The sequence below is a fragment of the Mameliella sp. LZ-28 genome, from assembly GCF_012274245.1.
Classification (GTDB): domain Bacteria; phylum Pseudomonadota; class Alphaproteobacteria; order Rhodobacterales; family Rhodobacteraceae; genus Antarctobacter; species Antarctobacter albus.
Genome location: NZ_JAANYX010000036.1, coordinates 162,454 through 182,504 on the forward strand (window position 1 = coordinate 162,454; position 20,051 = coordinate 182,504).

The 20,051-nt window shown below is 66.2% G+C and carries 22 protein-coding genes, 1 tRNA gene and 1 pseudogene; 12 read left to right on the forward strand and 12 right to left on the reverse strand.

The window, feature by feature from the left end:
- Positions 1 to 69: 69 nt before the first annotated feature.
- The 10 genes and pseudogenes from G9Q80_RS24710 to G9Q80_RS24755 form a co-directional block, all read right to left on the reverse strand.
- Positions 70 to 954, reverse strand: coding sequence for a carbon-nitrogen hydrolase family protein (locus tag G9Q80_RS24710; RefSeq protein WP_069209011.1), 885 nt, complete (start codon positions 952 to 954; stop codon positions 70 to 72).
- Positions 955 to 963: 9 nt separating this feature from the next.
- A complete protein-coding gene (locus tag G9Q80_RS24715) occupies positions 964 to 1,545 on the reverse strand; it encodes a GNAT family N-acetyltransferase (protein WP_088715417.1) in 582 nt (193 codons plus the stop codon).
- Positions 1,545 to 1,946 (reverse strand): ketosteroid isomerase-related protein, encoded by a 402-nt coding sequence (locus tag G9Q80_RS24720; RefSeq protein ID WP_069209009.1) that lies wholly within the window; start codon positions 1,944 to 1,946, stop codon positions 1,545 to 1,547. Before G9Q80_RS24720 ends, G9Q80_RS24715 begins: the two co-directional genes overlap by 1 nt.
- A gap of 55 nt (positions 1,947 to 2,001) precedes the next feature.
- Positions 2,002 to 2,448: an arsenate-mycothiol transferase ArsC gene (locus tag G9Q80_RS24725; RefSeq protein WP_043138215.1), complete on the reverse strand. Its 447-nt coding sequence runs from the start codon at positions 2,446 to 2,448 to the stop codon at positions 2,002 to 2,004.
- Between the two features lies 1 nt (position 2,449).
- Positions 2,450 to 2,929, reverse strand: a complete 480-nt coding sequence (locus G9Q80_RS24730) for a UPF0262 family protein (protein ID WP_043138217.1) — start codon at positions 2,927 to 2,929, stop codon at positions 2,450 to 2,452.
- Positions 2,926 to 3,379 (reverse strand): annotated as a pseudogene (arsC, locus tag G9Q80_RS24735) (arsenate reductase (glutaredoxin)). The gene G9Q80_RS24730 and the pseudogene arsC overlap by 4 nt, the downstream one beginning before the upstream one ends.
- Before the next feature lie 11 nt (positions 3,380 to 3,390).
- Positions 3,391 to 4,692: a histidinol dehydrogenase gene (gene hisD, locus G9Q80_RS24740; RefSeq protein ID WP_088715416.1), complete on the reverse strand. Its 1,302-nt coding sequence runs from the start codon at positions 4,690 to 4,692 to the stop codon at positions 3,391 to 3,393.
- Between the two features lie 331 nt (positions 4,693 to 5,023).
- The gene (locus G9Q80_RS24745) at positions 5,024 to 5,503 is read right to left on the reverse strand and encodes a DUF2948 family protein (RefSeq protein ID WP_088715415.1); all 480 of its coding nucleotides are present in this window, start codon (positions 5,501 to 5,503) and stop codon (positions 5,024 to 5,026) included.
- The gene (gene murA, locus G9Q80_RS24750; protein WP_043138222.1) at positions 5,500 to 6,771 is read right to left on the reverse strand and encodes a UDP-N-acetylglucosamine 1-carboxyvinyltransferase; all 1,272 of its coding nucleotides are present in this window, start codon (positions 6,769 to 6,771) and stop codon (positions 5,500 to 5,502) included. Before murA ends, G9Q80_RS24745 begins: the two co-directional genes overlap by 4 nt.
- 7 nt (positions 6,772 to 6,778) lie before the next feature.
- On the reverse strand, positions 6,779 to 6,949 hold the full coding sequence (locus G9Q80_RS24755; protein ID WP_162846271.1) for a hypothetical protein: 171 nt from the start codon (positions 6,947 to 6,949) through the stop codon (positions 6,779 to 6,781).
- Positions 6,950 to 7,076: 127 nt separating this feature from the next.
- Here G9Q80_RS24755 and G9Q80_RS24760 point away from each other — a divergent pair.
- From G9Q80_RS24760 to G9Q80_RS24805, 10 genes are all read left to right on the forward strand, one after another.
- Positions 7,077 to 7,151, forward strand: a tRNA-Thr gene (locus G9Q80_RS24760).
- A gap of 697 nt (positions 7,152 to 7,848) precedes the next feature.
- On the forward strand, positions 7,849 to 9,072 hold the full coding sequence (locus tag G9Q80_RS24765; protein ID WP_088715414.1) for a 3-deoxy-D-manno-octulosonic acid transferase: 1,224 nt from the start codon (positions 7,849 to 7,851) through the stop codon (positions 9,070 to 9,072).
- Positions 9,073 to 9,124: 52 nt separating this feature from the next.
- Positions 9,125 to 9,556, forward strand: a complete 432-nt coding sequence (locus tag G9Q80_RS24770; protein ID WP_088669890.1) for a DUF1178 family protein — start codon at positions 9,125 to 9,127, stop codon at positions 9,554 to 9,556.
- 61 nt (positions 9,557 to 9,617) lie between these two features.
- Positions 9,618 to 10,262, forward strand: coding sequence for an SDR family NAD(P)-dependent oxidoreductase (locus G9Q80_RS24775; RefSeq protein WP_088715413.1), 645 nt, complete (start codon positions 9,618 to 9,620; stop codon positions 10,260 to 10,262).
- Entirely contained in the window at positions 10,240 to 10,710 is a 471-nt protein-coding gene (locus tag G9Q80_RS24780) for an SgcJ/EcaC family oxidoreductase (RefSeq protein WP_088715412.1), read from the forward strand. Before G9Q80_RS24775 ends, G9Q80_RS24780 begins: the two co-directional genes overlap by 23 nt.
- A 170-nt stretch (positions 10,711 to 10,880) precedes the next feature.
- Positions 10,881 to 12,119 (forward strand): aspartate kinase, encoded by a 1,239-nt coding sequence (locus G9Q80_RS24785; RefSeq protein WP_043138236.1) that lies wholly within the window; start codon positions 10,881 to 10,883, stop codon positions 12,117 to 12,119.
- Between the two features lie 216 nt (positions 12,120 to 12,335).
- Positions 12,336 to 14,576 carry a phosphoenolpyruvate--protein phosphotransferase gene (gene ptsP, locus G9Q80_RS24790; RefSeq protein ID WP_069209003.1) on the forward strand — a complete coding sequence of 747 codons (2,241 nt, stop codon included), beginning with the start codon at positions 12,336 to 12,338 and terminating at the stop codon, positions 14,574 to 14,576.
- A gap of 93 nt (positions 14,577 to 14,669) precedes the next feature.
- Positions 14,670 to 15,104, forward strand: a complete 435-nt coding sequence (locus G9Q80_RS24795; RefSeq protein ID WP_043138240.1) for a c-type cytochrome — start codon at positions 14,670 to 14,672, stop codon at positions 15,102 to 15,104.
- Positions 15,105 to 15,106: 2 nt separating this feature from the next.
- Positions 15,107 to 16,405 (forward strand): multicopper oxidase family protein, encoded by a 1,299-nt coding sequence (locus G9Q80_RS24800; RefSeq protein WP_088715411.1) that lies wholly within the window; start codon positions 15,107 to 15,109, stop codon positions 16,403 to 16,405.
- Positions 16,405 to 16,830 carry a c-type cytochrome gene (locus G9Q80_RS24805; protein WP_088715410.1) on the forward strand — a complete coding sequence of 142 codons (426 nt, stop codon included), beginning with the start codon at positions 16,405 to 16,407 and terminating at the stop codon, positions 16,828 to 16,830. The genes G9Q80_RS24800 and G9Q80_RS24805 overlap by 1 nt, the downstream gene beginning before the upstream one ends.
- Before the next feature lie 254 nt (positions 16,831 to 17,084).
- On the opposite strand, the gene G9Q80_RS24810 is transcribed toward G9Q80_RS24805, so the two are convergent.
- Complete coding sequence (locus G9Q80_RS24810; protein ID WP_074621820.1) at positions 17,085 to 17,849, reverse strand: EcsC family protein; 765 nt, start codon at positions 17,847 to 17,849, stop codon at positions 17,085 to 17,087.
- Positions 17,850 to 17,899: 50 nt separating this feature from the next.
- On the reverse strand, positions 17,900 to 18,385 hold the full coding sequence (locus G9Q80_RS24815; RefSeq protein WP_088715409.1) for a GNAT family N-acetyltransferase: 486 nt from the start codon (positions 18,383 to 18,385) through the stop codon (positions 17,900 to 17,902).
- Positions 18,386 to 18,468: 83 nt separating this feature from the next.
- On the opposite strand from G9Q80_RS24815, the gene G9Q80_RS24820 reads away from it, so the two are divergent.
- Both G9Q80_RS24820 and G9Q80_RS24825 read left to right on the forward strand, forming a co-directional pair.
- Positions 18,469 to 19,074, forward strand: coding sequence for a flavin reductase family protein (locus G9Q80_RS24820; protein WP_088715408.1), 606 nt, complete (start codon positions 18,469 to 18,471; stop codon positions 19,072 to 19,074).
- A 213-nt stretch (positions 19,075 to 19,287) separates the two neighbouring features.
- Positions 19,288 to 19,797, forward strand: a complete 510-nt coding sequence (locus G9Q80_RS24825) for a DUF3592 domain-containing protein (protein ID WP_157903836.1) — start codon at positions 19,288 to 19,290, stop codon at positions 19,795 to 19,797.
- Positions 19,798 to 20,051: the final 254 nt, after the last annotated feature.

Sequence of the window (20,051 nt, forward strand, 5' to 3'; positions counted from 1 at the left end):
TCGAAAACCGCGCTCTAGGCGCGGCGCGCCATAATATGCGCCTGCAGCGCGGGGAATTCAAGTCACATCTCAGCGCAGGGCAACCACCTCCGGCGCGCCGTCCCGGCCCACCTGATCGTCCCAATGCAGCCGGTTCAGAACCACGCCCTCACGCCGCACCCGCGCCACCGCGCCCGGGTCGATCTCGGCATAGGTCCAGCCGGGCCGGTTCAGCACACCATCGGCCAGGATGCCGGTCTCGGGAAAGCCGATGTCCGGCGGGCCGAAGACCGCGCCGCGCCCGACGCTGACATCGATCGACTCGCTCCAGTCCGCCTCCCCCACGACCGAGGACATGACCGCGACACATTGCGCCTCCAGCGCGCGGGCCATAGCGCCGATGCGCACCCGGCTGTGCCCGGACAGCGCCTCTGTCACCGAGGGCACCAACAGGATTTCCGCCTCCTGCAGGGCCCGCCCCAGCAACGGATATTCGCTGTCATAGCAGATCAGGATACCGATCTTGCCCAGCACCGTGTCGAACAGCCGCAGCGGCCCGCCCGGCACGACGTCCCAGTCCTCGCGCTCGAACCGGGTCATGATTTGCTTGTCCTGCACGCCCATCTCACCCGAAGGCGCAAAGAAGCGCGCCCGGTTCACCGGACGCGGCCCGATCGCGGGATCGAAGACCGGAGCCGAGGCGGCCAGGATATGCACCCCGAACCGCCGCGCCAGCGAGGCGTGCAACGCATCGGCGGCGGGCACCCGCTCGGACACCGCGTGCAGGCTGGCTTCTAGGTCCAGGGCGACTTCGCGGCCTGCCAGTGTCGCCAGTTCCATCGCGCCGTATTCGGGAAAGACCAGCAGGTCGGCCCCCTCGCCCACAGCCTCACTCACCCATCGGGTCAACTTGGCCTCGTAAGCCTGCCAACTGTCCAGAAATTCCGCCGGGTACGCCGCCGCTGCAACCTTCATCTCACTGCCTCACAATGCCCGCATCCAGAACTGGAGCGGCTTTTCCGTCTCCACCTCCTGGTCGATGTCCTTCCAGCGGAACCGCGCCACCGCGCCGTCCAGCGGTTCATAGCCCCGCTTGCGCCAGAACGGATCAAGCGGCGCGTAACCTGCAGGCCGCAGCGGGTGATCCTTGGGACGCACCACCCCGCAAAAGACGCAGTACCGCCGCCCAAGCTCGCGCGCATGCGCTTCGCGCAGATCAAAGAACCGGTGCCCGATGCCGTGCCCGCGATACTCGGGCAAGAGCACCGACTCGGCACAGTAAAAGATCTGGGACAGGTCAAAGCCTTTGCCCTCGAAGGCCCCGGCGAAATCCTCTGCGTGATCCTCCAGAGGGGTGCCCGTGGACGCCCCGACAAGCCTGTCGCCGTCAAACGCCCCGACCAGCACCGCGTTTTCGCTCTCGCGGTAGGTCTGCAGATAGCCGCGCTCATAGGCGAAGTCCCCGTCATAAAGATAGGGAAAGGCACGGAAAACCGCGATCCGCAGCCGCGCCACGTCATCCAGCGCCGCCTCCAGCGCGGCGCCTGTCAGCACCTCGACCCGCATCACGAGACCTGCGCGGTCCAGTCTGCGAGGTTGTAATAGGTGACAACCCGGCTGATCTTGCCGCCGTCCAGCGAAAAGAACGACCCCGCCGGCAGGCGATAGGTCTGTCCGCGTGCCTCCGGCAGCCCCTCGTCCGTCTGCAGGTAGGTGCCGTTGACGGTGAATTCCGCCGCAGCCCGGCTGCCATCCTCGCTCTCGAAGACCACCATATCGGTCAGATTTTCACGGTAGCAGCGGCTCATGTGGGCGCAGAACGCCTCGAACAGCTCTTTGCCGCGCCGCACTTGTCCCTCGTTGACGTGATGCGCCACGTCATCCGACAGGCACTCCAGCATTCCCGCCGTGTCACCCGCATTGAAGGCCGCGAAATACTTCGCCACCACGTCCCGCGCCTGACCCATTGCGCAACTCCCTGTTTCTTCTCTCTGAAAATACTCGAAAAAGCGGCGCAGCCGCTTACTCCGCACTCCATTGATCGCCCAGCCGCTTGACCAGCTGGTCCCGCGTCTGGCGATAGGCGTTCAGCTTCTGCTCGCGCGTCTCGCCGATGCCCGTCGGATCCATGATCGGCCAGTATTCCACCGTCAGGTGGTAATAGCGTGTCAGGTCCAGCGCCCGCCGCTGCGAGGCCGGCGACAGGGTGACGATCAGGTCGAATCCCGACAACATCTCGCCCATCTGCTCCATTTCCTCGAAACTGCGCGATCGGTGCCGTTCCAGCTCTACCCCGATCTCCGCGCAGACCGAAATCGCGAAACCGTCGATCTCGAGATCGTTCACGACACCGACCGACTGCACATAGGTCTCTGTCCCGTACAGCTTTTTCATGATGCCCTCGGCCATCGGGGACCGAACGGCATTGTGGTCGCAGGCAAAGAGGATCGACTGCGGCAGCTCCGGCACCTCAGCCCCCGAAATGCAGGACGCAGACCAGGGTGAACAGCCGTCGCGCCGTGGCGTCGTCGACCTCCACCTTGCCCTCCAGCCGCTCCTGCAGGATGCGCGCGCCTTCGTTGTGAATGCCCCGCCGGGCCATGTCGATGGTCTCGATCTGGCTGGGCGGCAGGGTCCGCACGGCATCGAAGTAGCTCTTGCAGATCTGGAAGTAGTCCTTGACCACCTGCCGGAAGGGCGACAGCGACAGGTGGAATTCCGCCGCCTTTTCATGATCTTGTGTGCTGACGTCAAAGACCAGCCGCTTGTCCCGGATCGACAGCCCCACGTTGTAGGGCCCGGGCGGCACGGCGCGATCCTCGCGCGCGGGCAGGACAAAGGAATTCTCTTCCATCAGGTCGAACATGGCCACGCGCCGCTCCTGCTCGATCTCCGGCGTCGGCGGAGGCAGGTTGGCATCATCCAGTTCGATATGCGCGATGCGGGTCATGGGCAGCATCCTGAAAACTCGCATTGGCTTAGCGCGGCCCGCCCCCGGGGGCAATGGCACCAAAGGGTCAAATCTTGTGCCCGGACCGGCCCCGCCTCAACCCTACAGCAAGTCCGCCACCAATTCGGGCGGACGGCACAGCCGCACGCCTTTCGGAGAACAGACGATGGGCCGTTCGACCAGTTCGGGATGCGCCACCATCGCCTCTAGGAGGGCCGCCTCGTCGACCCCCTCCTCCAGCAGCCCCAGGTCCTTCGCCTGACCACGCGCGGTGCGCAGTGCCTCGCGCGCCGTCAGCCCTGCCACGGCAAACAGCGCCTGCAACTGCGGCACGGTCCAGCCCGTCTTCATGTAGGGCACGACAACAGGCTCCTCGCCCGCCTCCCGGATCAGCTCTAGCGCCGCGCGCGACTTGGAACAGTTCGGGTTGTGGAAAATGACGACCGTCATGCGAAGCCCCTTCAGCGATTGAGTTTTTCAAGCCGCGCCGTCACGCTCAGCCCATGTGCCTCCAGGCTTTCGGATCGCGCCAGCACCTCGGCCGCCGGGCCGATGGCGCGCAGGCTGTCCGGCGTCATCCGCGCCAGGGTCGTCCGCTTGAGGAAATCCATCACCGACAGGCCGGACGAGAACCGGGCAGAGCGCGCCGTCGGCAGGACGTGGTTCGGCCCGCCGACATAGTCTCCGATGGCCTCGGGCGTCCACTGGCCCAGGAAGATCGCCCCGGCGTGTTGGCATTTCCCGGCCAGCGCCTCGGGGTCGGCCACGCAAAGTTCCAGGTGCTCGGGCGCGATCCGGTTCGACAGCGCCGCCGCCTCGTCCAGGTCAGCCACCGTGATCACCGCCCCGAAATCGCGCCAGGAGGCCCCCGCGATGGCCCGCCGCTCCAGCGTCTGCAAGCGCGCCTCGACGGCCTCCGCCACCTGGCGGCCGAATGCCTCGTCGGTGCAGATCAGCAGCGCCTGCGCGCTCTCGTCGTGCTCTGCCTGGCTCATCAGGTCCAGCGCGATCCAGTCCGGATTGGTGTCTCCATCGGAAATGACCAGGATCTCGGACGGGCCGGCGATCATGTCGATGCCGACCTTGCCAAAGACCCGGCGCTTGGCCGCCGCGACAAAGGCATTGCCCGGCCCGGTGATCTTGTCCACCGGCGCGATGCTCTCGGTGCCATAGGCCAGCGCGGCAATCGCCTGCGCGCCGCCGATGCGATAGATCTCGTCCACCCCGGCAATCCGCGCCGCCAGCAGGACCGCCGGGTTCACGACCCCGTCCGGCGTCGGCACGCAGATCGCCAGCCGCTCAACACCCGCCACCTTGGCGGGAATGGCGTTCATCAGCACCGACGAGGGATAAGAGGCCAGCCCCCCGGGCACATAAAGCCCCGCCGCAGACACCGCCCCCCAGCGCCAGCCCAGCGTGGCGCCTTCCGGGTCGGTCCAGCTCTGGTCCTGCGGCATCTGGCGGACGTGGTAGGCGCGGATGCGCTCGGCCGCCGTCTCCAGAGCCTGGCGCTCGGCCTCGGGTACGCGCGCGCACTCCGCCGCGATCTCGGCCTCGGAAAACCGCAAGCCGGCTGCGTCCAGCTCCAGCCGGTCGAATTTCGCGGTCAGCTCCAACACCGCCGCATCGCCGCGCGCACGCACGTCCGCGATGATCTCCGCCACCACGGAATCCACGTCCGGGCTGTCCTCCCGCTTGGCCCCCAGAAGGGCCTGAAAGGCGGTTTCGAAATCGTCCTGGCGGCTATCGAGAAAGACGGGCATGGGCACCTCCGCTGTATCCAGCGCCTCTTAGCCCGCCCGTCCGCCGGCCTCAAGCGCCACGACCGGCGCGCGCTCCGCGTCTCAAACCATCTGCTTGAGCGCTTGCCATCCTCGGCGGACCGGTACTCAGCCTGTTCCCCGGAGCCCTCCGTCGCTTGAGGCCGATCAGGGCCGGAACGTGGGAGGGCTCAGGGGAACTGGCGATGCTTGTTTCCCTGTGACTCCAGAAACAGGAAACGGCGCCGACAGGCGCCGTCCAAAGGGTCGGCGGGCGGGCGCCTTTGCGGCTAAGCCGCAAAAAGTCCCGTCCCGACGACAGCCCGCCACAGGCTTACGCCCCGTGGTCCGGGAGTTTCCCCGAGGGCGCCAGGTAAGGCCGCGTCACGTCCCGCAACGCCACTTCCAGCGCCTCGACCTTGGCACGCAAGGCCCCGTCCCCGGCCAGCGTCAGCACGACAAAACCCTCCGCGTCCTCGCCCGGCTCGAATGTCACCGACATAAGCTGCAGGATCATGTCGCGGTCCGACCGGTCCACCCCCTGGCTCGCCATTCCCAGCACGTTTTCGATCACCAGAAGTGACTGCACCCGCTCTACGGGACGGCCCCGTGCACGGGCCGCCTCGACATCTTCCCATCGGATGCGGTTGACCAACAGGCCGACCCGCCGTTTCGAAGCCTGCCAGCGGATTTCGGTCACGGGCAGAACCGCGTCCTGCACCAGGCTCGAAATTACCTCCAGGTCCCCGGCATCCAGCGCGCCAAGGTTCAGCGGGCGTTCGCCGCCATCTTCGAAACGCGCGTCCTCGGTCATGTCTCCGCCACCCTCTCGATCCGGGCGCCCACCGCCGACAGCTTGTCCTCGACGTTTTCATAGCCGCGGTCCAGGTGGTAGACCCGGTTGACCACCGTCTCCCCTTCGGCCGCCAGCCCGGCCAGGATCAGCGAAACGCTGGCCCGCAGGTCCGTCGCCATCACCGGCGCGCCGCGCAGCCGCTCGACCCCGGTCACGGTCGCCGTGCCACCGTGCACGTCGATCTGCGCGCCCATGCGCATCAGTTCCGGCGCGTGCATGAAACGGTTCTCGAAGATCTTCTCTTCCAGCACCGACACCCCTTCGGCGGTACACAACAGCGCCATCATCTGCGCCTGCAGGTCGGTCGGGAACCCGGGGAAAGGCTCTGTCGTCACGTCCACCGCCGAGACCCGGCCATTGCGGCGCGCGACCTTCAGGCCGGCCTCGGTTTCCTCCACGGCGATCCCCGCCGCGTCGAGTTTCTCGCAAAAAGCCTCGACCAGCTCGATCTTGCCACCCAGGCAGGTCACTTCGCCGCCGCAGATCGCAGGCGCCAGCATGTAGGTGCCCAGTTCGATCCGGTCGGTCACGACCGCATGCGTCGCCCCGCCCAGCCGGTCGACCCCCTGGATGGTGATCTCGGGCGATCCTTCGCCCTCGATCTGGGCGCCCATCGCCCGCAGACAACGCGCCAGGTCGACGATCTCCGGCTCGCGCGCGGCGTTCTTCAGCACGGTAGTACCCTTGGCCAGGGTTGCCGCCATCAGCGCGTTTTCCGTGGCACCGACCGAGACGAAGGGAAACTCGACGATCCCGCCGCGCAGCCCGCCCGCCGGCGCCTTGGCATGCACATAGCCGTCGCGCAGGTCCATCTCGGCCCCCATCGCCTCCAGCGCCTTGAGATGCAGATCCACGGGCCGCGCGCCGATGGCACAACCCCCGGGCAGGGACACCTCGGCATAGCCTTCGCGCGCCAGCAGCGGCCCCAGCACCAGGATCGAGGCGCGCATCTTGCGCACGATGTCATATTCTGCCCGCTGGGTGATCTTCCCGTGCGAGGACATGGCCAGCACCCGGCCATCGGCCAGGGTCGACACCTCGGCGCCCAGCGACTGCAACAGCAGCGTCATGGTGCGGATGTCCGACAGGCGCGGCGCATTGGTGAGTGTCAGCGGCTCGTCGCTGAGCAGCGTCGCCGGCATCAGCGTCAGGCAGGCGTTCTTGGCGCCCGCGATGGGAATCTCTCCGGCCAGCGGGCCGTTCCCCGTCACAACAATCGAATCCATGCCTGTCCTATTCCTCGCCCGGCGTGTCGCCATTGTCCTGTGCAGCGGGCTCTGCGGCGTCCTGCCGCGCCCGGGCCTGGGCCTTGCGGCGCGCAAGGTTGGCTTTCAGCGCCGCTTTCAGCCGCGCATCCCTGCCGTCATTGCCACTTTGGCCCCGCCGTTTGTCATCCTGCTTCATGGCGCGGGTGTACCCCAGCCGGGAAAGCTGGTCCAGCCTGCGGCAAGGCGGTGGGCAAAGCTTTGTCGGTTTTTTCAATTCGACCTCTTGCGCGGTCAGAATTTCCGGTCTAAGAGGCCCGCCACACGCTGCTGTAGCTCAGAGGTAGAGCACTCCCTTGGTAAGGGAGAGGTCGAGAGTTCAATTCTCTCCAGCAGCACCATTTTTTCAGTTCTCCCCTCCGTTTTCGCTCCCCTTCCTGGGCCTCGGAATCCTGGCTAACGGGCAGCGGGTACACTGCGGAAAAAGATGCGCCTCGTTTCGCATTCAACGCCCCGGCCCGACGCCATCGCCGAAGACCGCCCAAGGCACCGCTCCCGGATCAAGACCGAGCGCGGCCCCGGGGTGAGAAACGACCCACAACCACTTGTTTCGAAATTGGAAAAGTGGTTTTCAGGCCCGCACCTTGACGGTATTGCTTCTAAGCCGATCTTGAGGCCTTTCCGACCGGAATTCCTTTCACAGGAACCTGGGGCGACAACCTGCTGATTCAACGATGCGATCAGTAGTTATCCCCATATCGGAACAAGAAGCTTGGTGACGGTCACCGCAGCGGCGAAGCCATTTGCCCAACTCGGTCCCGGCCTTCTGTTAAAAGATCGTGTAATGACAATTTATCTGGCCGCGCTCAGGGAAATGAGCAAAAAAATGCTCCTTTTGGTAAAGTACACTCCCGCCAGTCCAGGCTCACCCGAATCCTACTGCCAGCTCTAACCCACTGAAAACCCAAGCAGGCGAAAATGGTCACTCTCGTCGCGCAAACCGGGATCTGCAGCCATATCACCCACCCTTGCCAAAGCCCCGCTACAGGGCCTATCCGCAAGTTCGGGCAGTTGGCCCGCGCAACGACCGGATCGACCGTGTTTCTCTATCGTCTGCTCCTCAGCTTTTTTGCCGCCGGCACCCTGGGACGCGCCCTGCGTCGGGGCGGGATCGCCGCGGCCCGGTCCCGGCTGACGCCAGGCACGCCCGTGCCCGGCGCGCATGTCTGGCTGCACGGTGCCTCGAATGGAGAGCTTGCCTCCGTCCGGCCGCTTCTCGAACGGTTGATCGCCGCCCGCCCGGACCTGCACTGGCTGGTCACCGCCAACACGGACACCGGCGTGGCACTGGCCAAACGCTGGGACCTGCCCCGCGTCACCGCACGGCTGGCGCCACTGGACCTGCACGGCCCGACACGCCGGATCATGCTGGGCTGGCAGGTGCGCGCCCATATCGCGCTGGAGGCCGAGCTCTGGCCAAACCGGTTCATCACCTGCCCCGGCCCGGTCCTGCTGCTGGGCGCACGGATGAGCGCGGGCACGGCGCGCAGCTGGGCGCGGCTGCCGAAACTGGCGAGGCGGACACTGAACCGCGTGGGCTTTGCCTCGGCGCAGGACGCTGCAAGCGCAGAGCGGCTGGCCGATCTCGGCCTGCCCGCCAGCGCACGGGGGCCGGTCGTCGACCTCAAGGCCTTTTATGCGCCCCCCGCCCCGGTGCCCGATCCCGGGCTGGACGCCGCCTTGCCCCGTCACCTGACCTGGCTCGCCGCCTCCACCCATGAAGGCGATGACCAGATCGCCCTGGCGGCGCACAAGGCCTGCCTGCGGGATACTCCGGACCTGAAGCTCATCCTCGCCCCGCGCCATCCCCGCCGCGCCGACGAAATCGCCGAGGACGCCCGCGCCCAGGGCCTGACCGTCGGCCGCCGCAGCCGGGGTGAGGACCCTGCCAAGGCGCAGGTCTACCTGGCCGACACGCTGGGAGAGATGCCGCTCTGGTACGCCCGCGCGGGCCGGGTCTTCATCGGCGGCACGCTCAGCGACCGGGGCGGGCACACCCCCTACGAGCCCGCCGCCTTTGGTGCCGCCTTGATCCACGGGCCGGACACGCGCAATTTCACCGCCGCCTTTTCACGCCTGCGGGGCATCGCGCTGGAAATCACCGATGCCGACACGCTCGCCCGCGCATTGACTGCCCTGCAAGACCCTGCCGAACAAGAGAAATCCGGCAGCGCGGCCTGCGCCGCCCTGCGCCAGGACAGCAACCTCGACACGCTGGCAAAGAGCGTCCTGATGCATCTGCCGCCGCCAGAGCGAACTTGATCCGCCGCGCGTTATCCTTATCTTTCGTTCAATCGCCATCCGGAGCCGGGAGATGATCCAGTACAGCCTCAAATGCGCCGACGGGCACCAGTTCGACAGCTGGTTCCAATCCGCATCCGCCTTTGACAAGCTGCAGGCTGCGGGCCACGTCGCCTGTGCCGTCTGCGGGTCGGAAAAGGTGGAAAAGGCGCTGATGGCGCCGCGCGTCGGACAGGGGGACAAGCCGGAACCTGCCCCGGAAAAACCGCTGTCCAAACCCGCGAATCCCGCCGAACAGGCTCTGGCCGCGCTCAAGGCCCATGTCGAGGCGAACTCTGACTATGTCGGCAACCGTTTCGCGCAAGAGGCCCGCGCCATGCACGCCGGGGACGCCCCCGAACGCCCGATCTGGGGCGAGGCCAAGGGGCACGAGGCAAAGGCGCTGATCGAGGACGGCATCAAGGTCGCGCCCCTGCCCTTCACCCCCACGCGCAAGAGCAACTGACACCTGTTCCGGCCCCCGCCATTGCGCTAGGCAAAGCGGCCAGACATCAGGGAGCCCGCCCATGCAGATCCTCATCACCGGCGCCAACCGCGGCATCGGCGCGGCGCTGGACAGCGCCCTGACGGCGCGCGGCGACAAGGTGCTTGGCACCGCACGCAATCACCCCGAATACCTGCCGCTGGAGGTCACGGACCCGGCCTCGCACCGCGCCCTCTCCGCAAGACTGGAAGGCCAGGCCATCGACACGCTGATCTGCAACGCCGGCGTCTACCTCGACAAGGGAGAGAACCTCGCCGATGGCTACCCGCCCGAGATGTGGGCCGAGAGTTTCGCCGTAAATGTCACCGGCGTTTTCCTCACAGTGCAGTCGCTTCTGCCCAACCTGCAACTCTCCGACATGCCGCGCATCGCGATCATCTCGTCTCAGATGGCCTCGCACACCCGCGCGCCGGGCGGCAGCTATATCTACCGCGCTTCCAAGGCGGCGGCGCTGAACCTGGGCCGCAACCTCGCTACCGATCTGAAACCGCTGGGCATCGCCGTGGGCATCTACCATCCCGGCTGGGTCCGCACCGACATGGGCGGCGCCTCGGCCGAGATCGACGTCGAGGAGGCCGCGCGCGGGCTGGTGGACAGGATCGACGCGCTTTCCCCCGAGACCACCGGCTGCTTCGAGACCTGGGATGGCCGCGCCCATCCTTTCTGATCCCCTCGCGCGGCCCGAAGAGTTTCCCGCCGCCTTCATCGCCGCCTGGGAGACACGGCGCGGCGAGGCCATCGCCGCGCTCTTCACCGAGGACGCGGATTTCGTGAATGTCACCGGCCTCTGGTGGCACGGGCGCGCGGCCATCGCCAAACCGCATGACTACGCGCTGAAAAGCTTTTTCAGGGAGACGACCCTGCGCGCCGGCCGGACAGAGATCCGGCGCCTTGGCGAAGACGTGGCCGTGGTGCGCTGCCGCCTGACCCTTTCAGGCCAGATAGCGCCCGACAGCAGCATTGCCGGGAACCGGCAGACCATCCTCACCGCCGTCCTGCAGCGCGGCCCCGGTGGCTGGCTGGCGGTCTCGGCCCAGAACACCGACGTCGTGCCGGGCAAGGAAACCCATGTGAACTCCGGCGCCCTTACCGCGGTCGATTACCGTCAGCGCTGACCCTGCGGCTTCTTCTTGGTCCAAATACCCCCGGGGTGAATTGGTCCCGGACCTGGTCCGGGATCAAGAGGGGCAGCGCCCCTACTTCGCCCCCCAACCCTGCGGCCAATGCGCCCTTGCGCGCGGCCTCAACGCGGCGTAAACGCCCTGCGATCTGAAGGGGGACCTCCATGTCCGTGCTCGTGATGAAATTCGGCGGCACTTCCGTCGCCACGCTGGACCGCATCCGCCGCGCCGCCAAGCGCGTCGGCGTCGAGGTCGCCAAGGGCCATGACGTGATCGTCATCGTCTCGGCCATGTCCGGCGAGACCAACAAGCTGGTGGGCCTGGTCGAGGACACCTCGCCGCTGTTCGACGCGCGTGAATACGATGCCGTCGTGTCCTCGGGCGAGAATGTCACCGCCGGGCTGATGGCGCTGACATTGCAGGAAATGGATATTCCCGCCCGCAGCTGGCAGGGCTGGCAGGTGCCGGTGAAAACCACCTCGGCCCATGCCTCCGCCCGGATCGAGGACATCCCCCCGGCCAATATCACCGCGAAATTCGCCGAGGGCATGAAGGTCGCCGTCGTGGCCGGTTTCCAGGGCATCTCGCCCGAGGGCCGCATCACCACGCTGGGCCGGGGCGGTTCGGACACCACCGCCGTGGCCTTTGCCGCCGCCTTCGGCGCGGTGCGCTGTGACATCTACACCGACGTGGACGGGGTCTATACCACCGATCCGCGGATCTGCGAAAAGGCGCGCAAGCTGGACCGCATCGCCTTCGAGGAAATGCTGGAAATGGCCAGCCTCGGCGCCAAGGTACTGCAAACGCGCTCTGTCGAGCTGGCGATGCGCTACAAGGTGCCGCTGCGGGTACTGTCGAGCTTCGAGGAAATGGACGACGCGGCGGGAACGCTGGTCTGCGACGAGGAAGAGATCATGGAAAGCAATATCGTGGCCGGTGTGGCCCACTCCCGCGACGAAGCCAAGATGACGCTGGTCTCGGTCGCCGACCGTCCCGGCATCGCCGCCGCGATCTTCACCCCCCTGGCCGAGGCCGGGGTGAACGTGGACATGATCGTGCAGAACATCTCGGAAGATGGCCGCACCGACATGACCTTCTCCTGCCCCACCAACCAGGTGGCGCGCGCCGAGAAGGCGATGGAAGACGCCAAGGCCAAGGGCGAGATCAACTTTCACGGCATCGTCGCCGATACCAACGTGGCCAAGGTTTCGGTCGTGGGGATCGGCATGCGCTCGGCCGCCGGCGTCGCGGCCAAGTTCTTCCGCGTGCTGGCCGACGAAGGCATCAACATCCAGGTCATCACCACGTCGGAGATCAAGATTTCCGTCCTGATCGAACGCAAGTACATGGAACTGGCCGTGCAGGCGCTGCACGATGCCTTCGAACTGGACAAGGCAAGCTGAACCCGGCGCCCCCAAGGCCCTGGACGGGTCTTGAGGGCACACTCCGGGCGCGGCCCGCGCCCACGCCGATTGAGTGTTTTCTCATCAAATCGGCGCCACTCGTCACACGCATAGCGGGTATATTCTCGCCCCGTCCGCGAAAAGCGGTTTCCAATGGGGCGCGCAATGCTCTATTGCTCCGGATCGCATCCACCGGAGAGGCGCGGGAAGACATCCATGCCGACAAATACCGAATCGGAAAGCCGCAAGCTGCTTGGCCGGCTTCGCGACACGATGGCAGAGGATGCCGCCGGGCAGGCGCGCCTGGACAAGATCACCCATCTGACCGCCGACAGCATGGGGACAGAGGTCTGCTCGATCTACCTGTTCCGTGACAATGAAACGCTGGAGCTCTGCGCCACCCAGGGCCTCAAGGCCGAGGCCGTGCACCAGACCCGCATGAAACTGGGCGAGGGCCTGGTGGGCCGCGTCGCCGCCACCGGCAAGACGATCAATGCCGCAGACGCGCCTTCGGCCCGCGGCTTCCGCTACATGCCGGAAACCGGGGAAGAGATCTATTCCAGTTTCCTCGGCGTGCCGATCCAGCGCCTCGGCTCCAAGCTGGGCGTGCTGGTCGTTCAGTCCAAGCAGGCGCGCGAATTCACCTCGGACGAGGTCTACGCACTCGAGGTCGTGGCGATGGTCCTGGCCGAGATGACGGAACTGGGCGCCTTCGTCGGCGAGGGCGCGGCGCTCAAGGCGCGCCACACCCAGTCGCTGCTGTTCCGCGGCGGCACCGGTCAGGAAGGCAGCGCGATGGGCAATGCCTGGCTGCACGAACCGCGCGTGGTCGTCACCAACCCTGTGGCCGACGACCCCGACACCGAACTGCAGCGCCTGCATGACGCGGTGGACCAGCTGCGTGTCTCGGTGGACGAGATGCTGGCCGGCGCCGGCGGCGAGGGCGAGCACGCCCAGGTGCTCGAAGCCTACCGCATGTTCGCCAATTCCAAGGGCTGGATGCGCCGCATGGAAGAGGACATCGCCCGTGGCCTTTCGGCCGAGGCGGCGGTGGAAAAGGAACAGTCCACGGCCCGCGCCCGCATGGCGCAGGTCAACGACACCTACCTGCGCGACCGTCTGCACGATCTCGACGACCTGTCGAACCGCCTGCTGCGCATCCTCACCGGCCAGGGCGCCCAGACCGGCGCCGAGCTGCCCGACAACCCGATCCTGATCGCCCGCAACATCGGCCCCGGCGAACTGCTGGAATACAACCGCAAGCTCAAGGGCGTGGTGCTGGAAGAAGGCTCTGTCGGCAGCCATGCCGCCATCGTCGCCCGCGCGCTGGCAATCCCGCTGGTGATCCATGTCGACCGCATCACCAACGAGGCCCTGAACGGCGACCAGATCCTTGTCGACGGCGACCAGGGCATCGTGCACCTGCGCCCCGACGACACCGTGGTCAGCGCCTTCCGCGACAAGATGGCGATGCAGGCCAAGGCCCAGGAACGCTATTCCTCGATCCGCGACACCGATTGCGTCTCTGCCGACGGGGTGCGCGTGCACCTGCACATGAACGCCGGGCTGATGGCCGACCTGCCTTCGCTCGAAGGCTCTGGCGCCGAGGGTGTGGGCCTGTTCCGCACCGAGCTGCAGTTCCTCGTCCGCAACAAGATGCCCAAGCGCACCGAGCTGGTCGAGATCTACGCCCAAGTGCTGGATGCCGCGCAGGGCAAGCGCGTGATCTTCCGTACCCTCGACATCGGCTCGGACAAGGTGCTGCCCTACATGAAATCGCTGGACGAGCCCAACCCGGCGCTTGGCTGGCGGGCGATCCGGGTGGCGCTGGACCGTCCCGGCGTGATGCGGATGCAGCTTCAGGCGCTGGTGCGCGCCGCCAATGGCCGCCCGCTGACGATCATGTTTCCCTTCATCGCCCAGTACGAGGAATACGCCCGCGCCCGCGACGAGGTGGACAAGGTGCTGGCCCGAGAACGTCGCCTGGGTCACCCGGTGCCAGAGCGCATGGAAGTGGGCGCCATGCTGGAAACCCCCAGCCTGGCTTTCGCCTCGCGCCGTTTCTTCGAAGAGGTGGAATTTCTCTCCATCGGCGGCAACGACCTCAAGCAGTTCTTCTTTGCCGCCGACCGCGAAAACGAGCTGGTCCGCCGCCGCTACGACACGCTCAACATCTCCTTCCTCAGCTTCATCGAGAACATCGTCGAACGCTGCGAAAGCACCGGCACACCGCTGAGTTTCTGCGGCGAGGATGCCGGCCGCCCGATCGAAGCGCTGGTGCTGGCCGCCATCGGGCTGCGCTCGCTCTCGATGCGGCCCGCCTCGGTCGGACCGGTGAAATCGCTCTTGATGCGCTATTCGCTGAAAGAGGTGCGCGACGTGATCGAGGAATCCAAGATGCGCGGTGAACAATCGGTACGGCAGGCCGTCATGGAGTACCTGCGCGACAATTCCTGATCGCGGCGCCTCACGCCAAGTTGCCCTGCACCGCCTTGACAGGTGCCGCCCCTGCTTCAACTCTGCCCCGACACGACAGACTTGGGGACAGACATGCACAAACCGATCCTGACCGGCCTTTTCATCCTGGCCGGGGCCGCCGCCCTTGCCCATTCCGGGGTTCAGAACCAGGCCGTTCTGGCGCGCATGGAGGCGATGAAATCCATCGGCGACGCGATGAAGGTGCTGGGCCGCATGGCCAAGGGACAGGCGAGTTTCGACGCCAGCGCCGCGCAAGACGCCGCCGCGGGCATCGCGCGCCATTCCGCGGACACCCCTGCGCTGTTCACCGCCCGGGAAACCGACCCGAAGTCCGAGGCCAAACCCGCGATCTGGACCGATTTCGCCGATTTCACGGCCAAGGCCCGGGCGCTGGAAACCGCCGCGCTGGACGTGTCGAAATCGCTCACGTCGCCGGACGACCTGGTGCCTGCCGTGCAACGGCTGGGCCAGGCCTGCAAATCCTGCCACAGCCTCTACCGGGAATGACCATGTCGCTGAACCGCCGCCAGTTCCTTGCCTCGACGCTTGCCGTCACGGCCCTGCCCCGCTTGGCCCTGGCTGCCCCGCACCCGCTGCGGGCCGAACCCGTGGTCTCGCAGATCCTCGATGCCGGAGAGGGGCAGACGGCGGGCTTTGGCTTCAACGGCTCGACCCCCGGTCCGGAACTGCGCCTGCGCGCGGGTGAGCGCCTTTCGGTCGCCTTTGAAAACAATCTGCCCGATCCCACCGCCGTGCACTGGCACGGCATCCGCATTGCCAACGCGATGGACGGCGTGCCCGGCCTGACGCAGGAGGCGGTCGCCCCCGGCAGCACGTTCGACTATGAATTCGTCGCGCCGGACGCGGGCACCTACTGGTATCACTCGCATCACCAGAGCTGGGAACAGGTGGCGCGCGGTCTCTACGGCCCGCTCATCGTCGAAGAGGCCACGCCCCCGGATGTCGACCACGACATCACCGTGATCCTCGACGACTGGCGGCTGGAGCCTTCCGGCAAGATGGCGGGCGATTTCGGCAACATGCATGATTTCGCCCATGCCGGCCGGCTGGGCAATTTCGCCAAGGCGATCCTCCCGGAGATCACGGTGAACCGGGGCCAGCGCCTGCGCCTGCGCATCATCAACACCGCCACCGCGCGGGTCTTTCCGCTGGCGCTCGACGGGATCGCGGGCCGTGTGGTGGCGCTGGATGGCCGCCCCCTGCCGGAACCGCGCGACCTGTCCCAGGTCTCGCTTTCCCCTGCGCAGCGCATCGACGTGATCGGGGACGTGACCGACACGGTCCGCTTTCTCTTTCCCACCCCGGAAGAGGCCTTTGTCATGGGCACGCTGGAACCCGGACAGGACCCGGTGACGCCGCGCGAGGCACCCGTTGCCGCCCTGCCCGACAGCCCCCGCCCGACACCCTCGGACAATCCCCGCGCCCTGACCCTGCGGATGCAGGGCGGCGCGATGGGCGGGCAGCACGCGGGCGATGACATCTGGTCCTTCAACGGCGTCTCGGGCCTGCCCGACAGCCCCTGGGCCAGCTTCGACCGGGGGGAGACCGCGCGCCTGCGCCTCGTCAACGACACCGCCTTTCCGCATGGCATCCACCTGCACGGCCACCATTTCCACGAGGTGAACGAGGACGGCAGCCCCGGCGACCTGCGCGACACCACCCTGCTGATGCGGGGCGAGACGCGCGAAATCCTCGTGGTCTTCGACAATCCGGGCAAGTGGCTCCTGCATTGTCACATGCTGGGGCATCAGGCCTCGGGCATGAAAACCTGGGTCGAGGTGGCGTGATGCGCGCGATTCTGGCCTTTGTCCTCTTGCCCCTGCCCGCCCTCGCGGCACATGAGCTCGACGGGCGCGACATTGACGCCGGGCGGGCGATCTATGCCGAAAATTGTGCAAGCTGCCACGGAGTCAACCTGCAGGGCCAGCCGGACTGGCAGACCCCGGACGCAAACGGCATCTACCCCGCGCCGCCGCATGACGAGACCGGTCACACCTGGCACCATGCCAACGCCGATCTCTTCGATTACACGAAACGCGGCGGACAGGCGGTTGTGACAGACCTCGGGCTCAAGAATTTCACCAGCGGCATGCCCAGTTTCGCCGACACGCTTTCGGACGAGGAAATCTGGCAGGTGCTGGCCTATATCCGCTCGACCTGGCCGGACCGCATCCGCGAGATCCACGCCGGCCGCAATCCGCCGCACGACTGACCGGGACGCCCGTCCAGGCAACAGCCCATGAAAAAACCCGGTCACAGCCTTCGGCATGTGACCGGGTTCCAGGACTGTCTACACGAGTTCGCCCCTACCGTTCTGGCCAGAGCGCCGCCCGCGCATTCTGCGCGGATGGAGACCCTATCCCCTGTGCTTTTGGCGCGGCCTTCGGCGAAGCCGGGCCTTTCGTGGGACGGGCGCTTCGTTCCGGGGCTTTCCGCCCCGGTACGACTCACATACCGCGGTTAAGCCTAATTCCGCGTTAACCGCGGTTCCGCCATCTGGGCTTTCAGCTCGGCCACCAGTTCGTCCCGCGGCAGGCCGGATCGCTCGGACAGGGCCAGCAGGCCGAAATGCACATGCGCCATCTGCTGGTAGTAACTGGTATAGGCGTAGTTCGTCGCCGCCCCCGCCACGGCCCCCAGTACCGGCACCGTCTGCGCCGCCAGTTTCTGGCCCATCGCGACCGAGAGTTTCGGCGCGATCCGGGCAATCAGGCTGTGCACCGCCGCGCCCGTCACCGTCACCCGCGCCGCGAGAAAGCCCATATCGGCGCCGTCGTCCGCTTCCAGCGGGCCTGCCACGGCAAAGACCGTCAGACATTCCCGCGCCACTGCCGGGTCATCGGGATCGAACCCGTATTCCGCCGCGATTCCCTGGATTGCCCGCAACAGCACCGTCACAGTAACCGGCAATTCCGCCAGCGCCGTCGGCAACCCGCCCGATCCGCCCGCAGCCCCCATCGCCGTGGCCAGCGCCGTGTTCAGCCAGCCCTTCTGGTCCGGCACCACGCCGCGCGACTGCTGCGCCGCCTGAAGGGCGACGGTCAGTGCCCGCCGAGTCCCCTCTTCCAGCCGGTCCTTGGCATGGTCGGGCAGTCGTTCCAGCAGATTGCCCGCCTGTCCGCCGATCAGCGACAACACCTGCATTCCGATCGACCCGGCCTCGTGATAACGTTTGGCCAGGGCGGCAATTTCCGCCTTGTGGTGCAGTACCGGCAATGTCGTGTCAGTCACGTCTGGGCCCTCCTCGATCCTCACAAAGATGGGATCTGAGCGGCCCGCGATCAAGCCGCGCGCGTCACCGGACCCGTGACACCGGCCCAGGCACCGGGCACCAGCTCCAGCCCCAGCACCCGGTCCGGGTTGGTCGGCGGCGGCATCTCGACCCCCTCAAGACGCTGGAAACCGAAGCGCGCGTAATACGGCGCATCTCCCACCAGCAGCACCCGCGCAAAGCCCTGTTCCTCTGCCCGCGCCACCGTGTCCCGGATCAGCGCCGCGCCCAGCCCCTCGCCCTGGGCGATGGGGTGCACCGCGACCGGCCCCAGGAGAAGCGCGTCGTGATCGCCCACGCGCACCGGCCAATAGCGAATCGCCCCGCCGATGATCCCGTTCTCGTCCCGGGCCACCCGGCACAGGGGCGCCACAGGCGCCACATCCTCGCGCAGGCGGTAGGACGACAGCGCCGTGCGTCCCGGCGCAAAGGCCAGGTCGAAGAGGGCCTCGACCTCCCACCAGTCATCCGCTGTTTCCTGTGCAAGCGTGAACACCAGTCCTGCCCCCTGCCCCCGTGCATTCCGGCGCAAGGCCGCGTATCACGCGACAAACTCACGCGCAAACAGGAGCGACACCCTTGTTCTATCGTCCCGAGGACGGCCACGGCCTGCCGCACAACCCGTTCAACGCCATCGTGACACCCCGCCCCATCGGCTGGATTTCGACCCGGGGGGCCGACGGGCACGACAATCTGGCCCCCTATTCCTTTTTCAACGCGGTCGCCTATGTCCCGCCGCAGGTCATGTTCGCCTCGACCTCGGCCAAGGAGGACCGCGGCGACACCAAGGACAGCGTAGCCCAGATCCGCGACACCGGCGTCTTCTGCGTCAACATCGTGGAATACGAGATGCGCGACGCGATGAACGCCACCTCCGCCTTCTTCGGCAAGGAGGTCGACGAGTTCGCCGAGGCGGGCCTTGAGAAAGCGGAGTGCGAGACCATCGCCTGTGCGCGCGTGGCGGCGGCCCCCGCCAACCTGGAATGCAAGCTGACCCAGATCGTGCAACTGCCCGGAAAAGCGAATTTCGCCGTCTTCGGAGAGGTGACCGGCGTGCATATCCGCGACAACTGCCTGGTCGACGGCATCTTCGACGTGCTGACCTTCAACCCGCTCAGCCGCATGGGCTATCGCGACTACACCGTCGTGCGCGAGAAGTTCGAACTGAAGCGCCCGGGGGAATGACGGGACAGCCCCACACTGGCGCCTTGGACAGCGGCTTCGGATACCGCGCGACAGCGCCGGGCGATCAACGGCTGTATACGGGGAGCGGACTGTTCAACGTCATGTCCGTTCCCCGACAGCGGTCTTTCGCGTGTGGTGCGGGGAAAGCTGGCAAAGAGCCCAGCTTTCCAAAATTAGGCAACGCACCTAATGTCGGGTCTCGGGAGTGGAGGCATGATGAACATTTTAGCGAGGTTTTGGGATTTGCTACGTGTCGCATTCTTAGAAGGCATGTTGCATCGGACTGAAGATGGTCAAAGGTTGGGCGTCTTCTCGAGAAGAGGCTCGGGGGCCAACCTAATGTTTGTGGGAATAACCGGTTGCATGGTTGGGTTGGTTTGGATCGTTCAAAGAGCACATTTTGAGTTAGACGCGCTCACTGCAACTTCAGAAGTTTTGGAGGTGCAGGAGGGCGAAACATCGGATGGTGCTGCAGTCTATCAACTGACGCTTAAATGGACACACGAAAATGGAACCACCCACGTCACGACCCCTCGCGTCAGGGCCAGCTACTACAATGTGCCGGTCGGAACTGAGTTGGATATCAAGTACGACCCCGATGACCCCAAGGACGTTCGTGTCGAAACTCAAGATGGGCCTTGGTATTTCCCTCGGCGGATCCTGATCGGAAGCTTGATGAGTTTTGTTATGGGACGATTGTTGAGGGGGAATCCAGAAGCTTGACCAACAGTGATTGCGGCGGATGCAGACCTTCATATCTACGATGTCAACGGCAGCAAGGTCCCGCAAACCCGTCACTCATACAACCACCCCCGAAGGTCCGCTCCAACGGGCCGGCTCGTGACGTGCACTCGCCGCTTCGGACTGCAACCCTCCACCCCGTATGCCCTCCATGCGGATCCGCATGGCCCCGCACTCTCGCATTCCGGTGCCGGACGTGCTACCTCTGCCCTGCAACGTTGGAGGCAGTGATGGAC